This is a genomic window from Exiguobacterium sp. LL15, assembly GCF_024436095.1.
Classification (GTDB): domain Bacteria; phylum Bacillota; class Bacilli; order Exiguobacteriales; family Exiguobacteriaceae; genus Exiguobacterium_A; species Exiguobacterium_A indicum.
The window spans coordinates 44,234-54,497 of record NZ_JANFNX010000005.1 but is presented as its reverse complement, the minus strand read 5'-3'; the positions used below and the strand labels follow the sequence as shown (position 1 = coordinate 54,497).

Annotated in this window: 9 protein-coding genes and 1 other annotated feature (1 of these 10 only partly in view); all 9 genes read left to right on the top strand. The window is 47.9% G+C overall.

Annotated elements, in window-relative coordinates; genetic code table 11:
• Window positions 1-207: 207 nt before the first annotated feature.
• Entirely contained in the window at window positions 208-663 is a 456-nt protein-coding gene (locus NOM72_RS15755; RefSeq protein ID WP_023466578.1) for a CtsR family transcriptional regulator, read from the top strand.
• A 25-nt stretch (window positions 664-688) separates the two neighbouring features.
• Entirely contained in the window at window positions 689-1,117 is a 429-nt protein-coding gene (locus NOM72_RS15750) for a hypothetical protein (protein ID WP_023466580.1), read from the top strand.
• A complete protein-coding gene (locus tag NOM72_RS15745) occupies window positions 1,110-2,183 on the top strand; it encodes an ATP--guanido phosphotransferase (RefSeq protein WP_023466586.1) in 1,074 nt (357 codons plus the stop codon). Before NOM72_RS15750 ends, NOM72_RS15745 begins: the two co-directional genes overlap by 8 nt.
• Window positions 2,183-4,630: an ATP-dependent protease ATP-binding subunit ClpC gene (clpC, locus tag NOM72_RS15740; protein WP_023466588.1), complete on the top strand. Its 2,448-nt coding sequence runs from the start codon at window positions 2,183-2,185 to the stop codon at window positions 4,628-4,630. The genes NOM72_RS15745 and clpC overlap by 1 nt, the downstream gene beginning before the upstream one ends.
• Window positions 4,631-4,706: 76 nt before the next feature.
• Complete coding sequence (gene radA, locus NOM72_RS15735; RefSeq protein WP_029343076.1) at window positions 4,707-6,083, top strand: DNA repair protein RadA; 1,377 nt, start codon at window positions 4,707-4,709, stop codon at window positions 6,081-6,083.
• A 127-nt stretch (window positions 6,084-6,210) separates the two neighbouring features.
• Window positions 6,211-7,296 (top strand): PIN/TRAM domain-containing protein, encoded by a 1,086-nt coding sequence (locus NOM72_RS15730; RefSeq protein ID WP_023466590.1) that lies wholly within the window; start codon window positions 6,211-6,213, stop codon window positions 7,294-7,296.
• 132 nt (window positions 7,297-7,428) lie between these two features.
• Window positions 7,429-8,112, top strand: coding sequence for a 2-C-methyl-D-erythritol 4-phosphate cytidylyltransferase (ispD, locus tag NOM72_RS15725; protein ID WP_023466592.1), 684 nt, complete (start codon window positions 7,429-7,431; stop codon window positions 8,110-8,112).
• Window positions 8,113-8,114: 2 nt separating this feature from the next.
• A complete protein-coding gene (gene ispF, locus NOM72_RS15720) occupies window positions 8,115-8,597 on the top strand; it encodes a 2-C-methyl-D-erythritol 2,4-cyclodiphosphate synthase (protein ID WP_029343079.1) in 483 nt (160 codons plus the stop codon).
• A gap of 43 nt (window positions 8,598-8,640) precedes the next feature.
• Window positions 8,641-10,089 (top strand): glutamate--tRNA ligase, encoded by a 1,449-nt coding sequence (gene gltX, locus NOM72_RS15715; RefSeq protein WP_023466595.1) that lies wholly within the window; start codon window positions 8,641-8,643, stop codon window positions 10,087-10,089.
• Window positions 10,089-10,264: a binding site (T-box leader), on the top strand; it runs 43 nt beyond the window's last position. (Overlaps the previous gene by 1 nt.)

Genomic DNA, 10,264 nt, shown 5'->3' with positions numbered 1-10,264 from the left:
CGAACACGGAAGTTAAGCACTTGAACGCCGAAAGTAGTTGGGGGCTTCCCCCTGTGAGGATAGGACGTTGCCAGGCACTTGACCGATCTGCAGATTGCAGATCGGTCTTTTTGTGTTTTCTAAAAAGTCTTATCAGTTGCATTTCTTTTTTTAGATGATTACTATTAAATCAAACAATAGTCAAAGATGGTCAGAGAGGTGGTGCCAATGCAAAACATCACAGATATCATCGAAGCCTATTTAAAGCAAATTTTACACGACGAAAAGACGATTGAAATCAAACGTCAAGAAATTGCACAACGTTTTGACTGTGTTCCATCACAAATCAACTACGTCATTAATACTCGTTTTACGGTCGAAAAGGGTTATTTCGTTGAAAGTAAACGGGGTGGCGGCGGATACATTCGGATTCAAAAAATCGTTGTGCTCGATAGTCACGATCTATTAGACGAAGTCAGTTCATGGATCGGTGATCATTTGACGGAACAAGCTGCAGAAGATTATTTGATTCGTTTGATGAACGAACAATTACTGACGCGGCGGGAAGCTATTTTGATTCAATCGCTGTTGCAAAAAGAGAGTTTGCCAATGGCGGTCGAAGATCAACACCGGATGCGTGCCCACTTGATGCGGACGCTTCTTCAAACCATGAAGCGACTCTAGTCGTCGGACATTGGAGGAATGCACGATGCGTTGTCAACGATGTGGCGAACGAGAAGCAATCGTCCGTGTCAAACTTCCACAAGAATCGGAAACCGATGAAAAATTCTTATGCTCGGTTTGTGTGCGGGAGTTAGCACGTGAATATCAAGGGACGGCGTGTCCGTCTTGCGGTATGACCCGTCAACAATTGCTTCATCTTCGTAAAGTCGGTTGCCCGACTTGTTATTCATTTTTTAAAGACGAAGTCGACGGTATGGTTCGTCAGTTCCAACACGGTCATACGCAACATTATGGCTCACGACCTGATGAGGAATCCGTTGAAAAACGATTGAACCAGCAGCTCAGTCGACTCAAAGAACAGCTCAACCGCAAAATCTTAGCAGAAGATTATGAAGAAGCAGAAGTCATAAAACAACAGATTGAGAGTGTCGAGGAGGATTTGCGTCATGTTTGAAGAGTTGCTCCAACACCCTTTAAGCGAATCGATGAATCAATCTTCTCCTTTTGACGACATCGTCGTTTCGACACGGATCCGATTGGCGCGTAATACGACACGTTACCCGTTCTCAACGATGTTGTCAGAAGCACAAGCCAATGCACTCATTGAAGAGACAGAACGCCAACTAAACGGGATGAAAGGGTTCCGGTTTGGTCGCGTCGATCAAGCAGATGTCCTGACGCGAACCGCTTTAGTAGAAAAGCATCTAATCAGTCCAGCATTAGCGAGTCATCCGCGGACAGGACTCTTCATTAGTGAGGATGAGCAGATCAGTGTCATGGTAAACGAAGAGGATCATTTCCGAATCCAGACGTTATTACCGGGACTTCAACTTGAAGAAGCGTTTCGGATCGCAAAACAAGTCGATCGCTTGATCAGTGAACGCTTTAAAATTGCTTTTGATGACACGCTCGGTTATTTAACGACGTGTCCGAGTAACGTCGGAACAGGTCTTCGTGCTTCCGTGATGTTGCACTTACCGGGACTGGTCCTGACGAATCAGATTCAAGGTTATATCAAACACTTACGACAGCTCGGATTCGCGATTCGTGGGCGTTACGGCGAGGGAAGCGATGCCTCTGGTCGCATGTTCCAACTTTCGAACCAACGGACGCTTGGGGCAAGTGAGGATATGCTGATCACGGACTATCAATTTGCCGTCGAAGCATTAATTGAAGCAGAACAGGCAGCACGAAAAGGATTATTGGAGATGTATCAAGAAGAACTAGAGGACAGACTATATCGTTCCTACGGTATCCTGACATCAGCTCGACTGATTACAGCGCGGGAAGCAACGGAACGACTATCGGATGTTCGCTTAGCAGACAGTCTGGGACTAGAGGTCAATCTTCCTCCAAATCTTTTTCATCAACTGCTCGTTTCATTACAAACAGGTTTTCTACAAAAGCATTTCGGGAAACAATTAACATCTAGAGAACGGGACATCGAACGGGCGAAACGAATCCGGACGATGTTAACCGAACAGACAAACAGGGATCACACACAAGGAGGTTTTGCATAATGATGTTTGGACGATTCACAGAACGTGCACAACGTGTATTGGCACTTGCTCAAGAAGAGGCAGTACGGTTGGGGCACCACAATATCGGAACAGAACACATTTTACTCGGACTTGTACGTGAAGGAGACGGAATCGCTGCGAAAGCCTTAACAGCACTCGGTCTCAGTTCAGATAAAATTCAGATGGAAGTCGAAGCATTAATCGGTCGCGGACAAGATGGTGCAACGACGATTCACTATACACCACGTGCGAAAAAAGTCATCGAGTTATCAATGGATGAGGCACGTAAACTAGGTCACTCTTACGTTGGAACAGAACACCTCTTGCTCGGATTGATTCGAGAAGGAGAGGGCGTTGCTGCTCGTGTCTTGAATAACTTGGGCATCAGTCTTTCAAAAGCCCGTCAGCAAGTACTCCAGTTGCTCGGGAACAGCGAAACGACAGCAAACGCGTCGCAAGCAGGTTCAGGTGTCGCAACACCAACACTTGATGGTCTTGCTCGTGATTTGACACAACAAGCGCGCGAAACACGTCTTGATCCAGTTATCGGTCGTGCGAAAGAAATTCAACGTGTCATCGAAGTCTTGAGCCGCCGGACGAAAAATAACCCGGTCTTGATCGGGGAACCAGGGGTCGGTAAAACGGCTGTCGTCGAAGGTCTCGCTCAACAAATCATCAACAATGAAGTACCGGAGACGTTACGCAATAAACGTGTTATGGTACTCGACATGGGGACACTTGTCGCTGGTACGAAATACCGTGGTGAATTCGAAGATCGTTTGAAAAAGGTCATGGATGAGATTCGTCAAGCGGGGAACATCATTCTCTTCATTGATGAGTTGCATACATTGATCGGAGCGGGTGGAGCAGAAGGTGCGATCGATGCATCGAACATCCTTAAACCATCGCTCGCACGAGGCGAACTCCAGTGTATCGGAGCAACGACTCTTGATGAGTACCGGAAATACATCGAAAAAGATGCGGCACTCGAACGTCGTTTCCAACCGATCCAAGTCGCAGAGCCAACAACGGATGAAGCAACACAAATCCTATTTGGTCTTCGCGATCGTTATGAAGCACACCACCGTGTGACGATCACAGACGAAGCGATTCAAGAAGCCGTCACATTGTCAGATCGATACATTTCGGATCGTTTCCTTCCGGATAAAGCGATCGATTTGATTGATGAAGCAGCATCGAAAGTTCGGTTGCGTTCATACACAGCACCACCGAACTTAAAAGAAGTCGAAGCAAAACTCGAAGGCATCCGCAAGGACAAGGACGAAGCGGTCCAAAGCCAAGAGTTCGAAAAAGCAGCAAGCCTCCGCGATACGGAACAAAAATTACGCGATGAGCTTGAGCGTTTGAAAGAGGAATGGCAGAATAAACAAGGCAACGAAAAACTTGAAGTCACAAAAGATGACATCGCACAAGTCGTTGCCAACTGGACAGGTGTACCGGTCACGAAGATCGCGGAAGAAGAGACGGATCGTCTCCTTCGCCTCGAAGAAATCCTTCACGATCGTGTCATCGGACAAAATGAAGCCGTTAAATCAATTTCAAAAGCCATCCGTCGGGCACGTGCTGGACTGAAAGATCCAAAACGTCCGATTGGTTCGTTCATCTTCCTCGGTCCTACTGGGGTTGGTAAAACAGAACTCGCCCGTGCGGTTGCCGAAGCGATGTTCGGAGATGAGGATGCGATCATCCGGATCGACATGTCAGAGTACATGGAGAAACATGCAACGAGCCGTCTCGTCGGTTCACCTCCAGGATATGTCGGTTACGAAGAAGGCGGTCAATTGACTGAAAAAGTTCGCCGGAAACCATACTCGGTCATCTTACTTGATGAAATCGAGAAGGCGCACCCGGAAGTCTTCAACATTCTCTTGCAAGTACTTGATGATGGACGCTTAACAGACTCGAAAGGTCGGACGGTTGATTTCCGTAACACGATCATCGTCATGACATCGAACGTCGGTGCAAGTGCCCTTAAACGTAATAAATATGTCGGATTTGCTGTTTCTGAAGATACGGATCGCGAATACAAAGACATGAAAGATAAAGTCATGGAAGAACTCAAACGGGCGTTCCGTCCAGAGTTCTTGAACCGGATTGATGAAACGATCGTCTTCCACTCACTCGAGAAACAACACATCGAAGAGATCGTGAAGTTGATGGCGAAAACCCTTGAAAAACGTTTGGCTGAACAGGAAATTCATTTCGAATTGACACCAGCTGCCCTCTCGAAGATTGCCGATATCGGATACGATCCAGAGTACGGCGCACGTCCAATCCGTCGTGCCCTTCAACGGGAAGCGGAAGACCGGTTGTCAGAAGCATTGCTCGCAGGCGATATCCAAAAAGGAGAACGTGTTGCGCTTGATGTCGAAGAGAACGAATTCATCGTTCGCCGGAATCACGTGAGTTCTGCCGCAACGGAATAAGCACTGAGCACAGGGCCAGCTTTCGCACTTTCTGAGCGAAGCTGGTTCTTTTTTTGAAATAGAAAGGATGAATCGATTGGCTAAGTTAAAAACAAAATTCGTTTGTCAAAGCTGTGGGACCGAATCCCCGAAATGGATGGGACGTTGTTCAGGATGCGGGGAATGGAACACGATGGTCGAAGAAGTCGTCGAAGAAAAAAAAGGACGGCGCGGTGCCGCTTTCGTTCATACGACGACAAAACAATTGAAGCCAGAGCGCCTCGCGAACATCGTCTCGCAAGAAGAGAGTCGCGTCTTTACCGGAAGTGGTGAATTCGACCGTGTCCTCGGAGGCGGTATCGTTCCAGGTTCGATGGTGCTTGTTGGAGGAGATCCGGGGATCGGGAAGTCGACGATCTTACTGCAGACGAGCGCACGTCTTGCACAACGTGGCGAAAAAGTGCTCTACATCTCAGGAGAAGAATCGCTCAAACAAACGAAATTACGCGCGGAACGGCTTGGCTTACCGACACAGGATTTGTTCGTCCTGAGTGAGACGGATATGAACATGATTGAACGTGTCGTCGATGAAGAACAGCCACGTTTTTTAATCATCGACTCGATTCAAACCGTCTACATCGATGAAATCCAGTCCGCACCCGGGAGCGTGACACAGGTACGTGAATGTACGGCGATGCTGATGAAAATTGCGAAGAGTCGCGGTATTGCGATCTTCATCGTCGGTCACGTCACGAAACAAGGTTCGATTGCTGGACCACGTTTACTGGAGCACATGGTGGATGCTGTCTTGTATTTCGAAGGCGAACGTCACCATACGTTCCGGATTCTGCGTGCCGTCAAAAACCGATTTGGTTCAACGAATGAGATCGGAATTTTTGAGATGCGGGAGTCTGGTCTTGAAGAGGTCTTGAATCCGTCAGAAATTTTCCTCGAGGAGCGGACGTCCGGTGTATCCGGTTCAACGATTGTTGCTTCGATGGAAGGGACACGGACGGTCCTCGTCGAACTGCAAGCACTGATTTCACCGACGTCATTCGGGAATCCTAGACGGATGGCGACCGGAATCGATCAGAACAAGGTTGCCTTATTGATGGCGGTCCTTGAGAAACGATCGGGTCTTCTCCTTCAGACACAAGATGCGTACCTTAAGGCAGCCGGGGGTGTGAAGCTGGATGAACCCGCGATTGACTTGGCGGTTTGCGTTGCGATTGCTTCCAGTTTCCGTGACAAGCCGACGCGTCCGACGGATGTCGTGATTGGTGAAGTCGGATTGACAGGTGAGGTTCGTCGTGTATCGCGGATTGAACAACGTGTAGCAGAAGCAGCCAAACTCGGTTTCACACGGGCAATCATTCCGAAAAACAACTTAGGGGGTTGGACGTATCCGGACGGGATTACGGTCGTCGGTGTCGAGAGTGTGGACGAAGCATTACGTGAAACCATTCCGTTTTAAGCTGGAATGACGCAAAAAATGGGGGAACTGTAATGGATATGTAAACAGTTTCCCCTCCTTCCGGCGTAGGTAGTTCAAATCAGTACATGTTACAATGAACTTAAAATAAGCAAAGGAGGTGAGAAGATTGAAAATCGTCATTCGGGTATTTTTTGCATTACTCGGACTTGCCCTCGGGATCTTGTTGCTTCCTCAGTTCTTCCAATTAATTGAGACGGCAACGAATACGACATTCCCTGCATGGTTGATGAGCGAATACGTAACTGGAACGATTGGTGCACTCATATTCTTATTAATTGGATTATTCATTACGGATTCGGTAATTCGACTTCTCCGATTTTTAGAAGAACGACTCGTCAAAGCCCCAGTAGCAGATCTCTTTTTTGGAACATTTGGTTTGTTGATTGGGTTGGTACTTGCCTTCCTCGTCAGTACATTGATTGATTTGGTAGGTATTCCTGTCCTCAGTAACGTCTTAACGATCTTCGTGACCGCGTTATTCGGATATCTTGGCTTTACGGTCGGGTATCGTAAACGTCATGAATTGACGAAAATCTTCTTACGTAGTAACCAAAGTGAGAAAAAGGCGACGCCAGAAGTCGTCGTCCCAGTTAAATCAAACAGCAAGGTACTCGATACGAGCGTCATCATCGACGGACGAATTACGGATATCACGAAGACCGGTTTCGTCGAAGGAAAACTGATCGTCCCGCAATTCGTCATCGGTGAGTTGCAGTACATCGCCGATTCTTCCGATACGTTGAAACGAAACCGTGGACGTCGTGGACTCGATGTCTTAAAAGAGTTACAAGAGATTCCTGGAGTCGAAGTCGAAATTTATGATGGCGATTTCGAGGATGTACCGGAAGTCGATATTAAGCTGATCAAACTCGCGGAACTCGTCAAAGGGATCGTCGTCACGAACGACTATAACTTGAATAAAGTCTGTGAAGTCCGACATGTTCCTGTTCTTAACATCAATGACCTGGCGAATGCCGTCAAACAAGTCGTCATTCCAGGAGAAGAGATGACCGTTCTTGTCATCAAGGAAGGAAAAGAACAAAAACAGGGCATTGCCTATCTCGAAGATGGGACGATGGTCGTCGTCGAAGGCGGAAAACATCTGATTTCGAAAACGATTGGCGTTGTCGTCACAAGTGTCTTGCAGACATCAGCTGGACGAATGATTTTTGCGAAACCACAAGAAAAATGAGACACTATGCCTAGAGAGACATCGAGAGGCATTCGGATAGACCCCGTAACGGATTCGATTTCATGATCGAGTCCGTTTTCGGTGTGATGGAATGGATCACGATGATCAGTGAGAGAGAAAAGAGGGAATGGGATGTCTACAGCCACATATCGCGTCGTCATCCCCGCTGCCGGTGCCGGTAAGCGGATGGGCGCAGATCGTAATAAATTGATGCTTGAACTAAGAGACCGTCCAATCATCGCTTGGACACTGGATGTCTTCGAGGCAGATCCGGCATGTACGGAAATTGTCCTTGCGATCAATCCACTAGAACAAGAATGGTTTACAAGTATTATCGCGTCTTATAAGACATCGATTAGACTTGTCGCGGGTGGTGCCGAACGTCAGGAAAGTGTTCTCCGTGGTCTTGAGGCGTTAGAAGGCGAAGGGATCGTTCTGATCCATGATGGTGCCCGACCGTTCATTTCACAAGCAGCGATTCATGCGGTCGTCCAAGCGGCAGTCCTAGACAAAGCGGCGATTCTTGCCGTGCCGATTAAAGACACGGTCAAACGGATTGAAGCGAACCACATCAGCGAGACCGTCCCGCGGGAACACCTGATGGCAGCCCAGACACCACAAGCGTTTGATCTTGCGACGATTCGTACGGTTCACGAAAAAGCGGCAACGAAATACCTAGGAACTGATGATGCAAGTTTGATAGAATGGGACGGAGGAAAAGTAACGATCGTCCACGGTCACTACGAAAATATCAAGATGACGACACCGGACGATCTGTGGTTCGGTGAAGCGATTCTAATGAAACGAGGGAAATGACGATGATTCGAATTGGACAAGGTTTTGATGTACATGCCTTTGCAGAGGATCGGAAATTGATTTTAGGCGGTATCGAGATTCCGCACACGAAAGGATTGCTCGGTCACTCGGATGCAGACGTCTTGTTACATACGATTGCCGACGCGGCACTTGGTGCAATCGCAGCAGGAGATATCGGAAAACATTTTCCGGATACGGATCCGGAATTCAAGGATGCCGATTCAGCAAAATTGCTGCAGCATGTCTACGCGCTCGTTAAACAACAAGGGTATGAGCTTGGCAACCTAGATGCGACAGTCATCGCACAGGCACCAAAGCTCCGTCCGTACATCGACACGATGCGTGCGCGGATCGCGGAATTGCTCGAAGCGGACATTGAACAGATCAATGTCAAGGCAACGACGACGGAATGGTTAGGTTTTACGGGACGAGAAGAGGGAATCGCTTGTCAAGCAGTGATTCTACTGAAACGAATCGAAGAATAAGGTATACTAGATAAGCGAATTTTAGTCGAAGGAGTGATTGGCAATGGCAGAAGTACGAGTACGTTATGCCCCAAGTCCAACAGGACACTTGCATATCGGGAATGCCCGGACTGCATTATTTAACTATCTGTTTGCGCGCCACTTAGGCGGTAAGATGGTATTACGAATCGAGGATACGGACCAAAAGCGGAACATCGCAGGCGGTGTCGAGAGTCAAATGAAGAACCTCGAGTGGCTCGGTGTCGATTGGGACGAAGGTCCAGGTCGCGGTGGTGAGTACGGTCCTTATTCACAAATGGAGCGTCTCGATATCTACCAAAAGTACACGGACGAGTTACTTGAAAAAGGACTTGCTTACCGTTGCTACATGACATCGGAAGAGCTCGAAGCAGAACGCGAAGCACAAATCGCACGCGGAGAAGCACCACGTTATTCAGGAGCGCACCGTAACCTGACAGCAGAACAAGAAGAAGCGTTCCGCGCAGAAGGTCGCACGCCGTCGATTCGGATTCGTGTACCGGAAGATGTCACGTATACATGGAATGATATCGTTAAAGACGACGTCTCATTCGAATCAAAAGACTTCGGTGACTGGGTCATCGTCAAAAAAGATGGCATTCCGACGTACAACTTTGCCGTCGTCATCGACGATCATTTAATGGCGATCAGCCATGTTCTTCGTGGGGATGATCATATTTCGAACACACCGAAACAGATGATGATCTATGATGCGTTCGGTTGGGAATACCCGACGTTCGGTCACATGACATTGATCGTCAACGAATCACACAAGAAACTTTCGAAGCGTGATCACTCGATCATTCAGTATATCGAGCAGTATAAAGAGCTCGGTTATCTCCCGGAAGCATTGCTCAACTTCATCACGCTTCTCGGTTGGTCACCAGTCGGTGAACAAGAAATCTTCACGAAAGAAGAGTTCATCGAAATCTTTGACGCGGATCGTCTGTCGAAGAGTCCAGCTGTCTTTGACCAAAACAAATTGGCTTGGATCAACAGCCAGTACATGAAACATCAATCGTTCGAAGAAGTATTCGAAGCCAGTCTTCCGTTCTTACAAGAAGCAGGTCGCGTCGAAGCGTCACCTTCAGAAGAAGAGCTCGCTTGGGCACGTGATCTCGTTGCGTTATACCGCGAACAGATGACGCATGGCGCGGAAATCGTCAAGCTTTCAGAGATGTTCTTTGAGGACGAAGTGGTGTATGATGAAGAGGCAAACACTGTCTTGAGTGGCGAGACGGTTCCGACTGTACTTGCAGAATTCGCGAACCAGTTACGCGCTCTCGAAGAATGGACACCAGAAGCAATTAAAGCATCGATCAAAGCGACGCAAAAAGCGACTGGTCAAAAAGGAAAGAATTTATTCATGCCAATTCGTGTCGCGACGACAGGACAGACGCATGGTCCAGAACTCCCGAACACGATTCAATTACTAGGAAAAGACCGTGTGCTTGCACGGCTTGAAGCAGAATAACGAAAGCGTAGACGAGGAAAGTAACGATGCGTCTTCTTCTCCAGAGACAAGCTCGAATGGTGCGAGGGCTTGAAGAAGCGAATCATGAAATGCCCCTCTGAGTGCTGCCCGAAATCCGTGAGAGTAGGCGCAGACGTATCTCCGGCGTTAACGGACGTCGAGAGGGATGAGTCAA

Bases quoted from the DNA above. Each gene is read 5' to 3' on its own strand.
- NOM72_RS15755 (WP_023466578.1), top strand. From the start codon at position 208: ATGCAAAACATCACAGATATCATCGAAGCCTATTTAAAGCAAATTTTA.
- NOM72_RS15750 (WP_023466580.1), top strand. From the start codon at position 689: ATGCGTTGTCAACGATGTGGCGAACGAGAAGCAATCGTCCGTGTCAAA.
- NOM72_RS15745 (WP_023466586.1), top strand. From the start codon at position 1,110: ATGTTTGAAGAGTTGCTCCAACACCCTTTAAGCGAATCGATGAATCAA.
- clpC (WP_023466588.1), top strand. From the start codon at position 2,183: ATGATGTTTGGACGATTCACAGAACGTGCACAACGTGTATTGGCACTT.
- ispD (WP_023466592.1), top strand. From the start codon at position 7,429: ATGTCTACAGCCACATATCGCGTCGTCATCCCCGCTGCCGGTGCCGGT.
- ispF (WP_029343079.1), top strand. From the start codon at position 8,115: ATGATTCGAATTGGACAAGGTTTTGATGTACATGCCTTTGCAGAGGAT.
- gltX (WP_023466595.1), top strand. From the start codon at position 8,641: ATGGCAGAAGTACGAGTACGTTATGCCCCAAGTCCAACAGGACACTTG.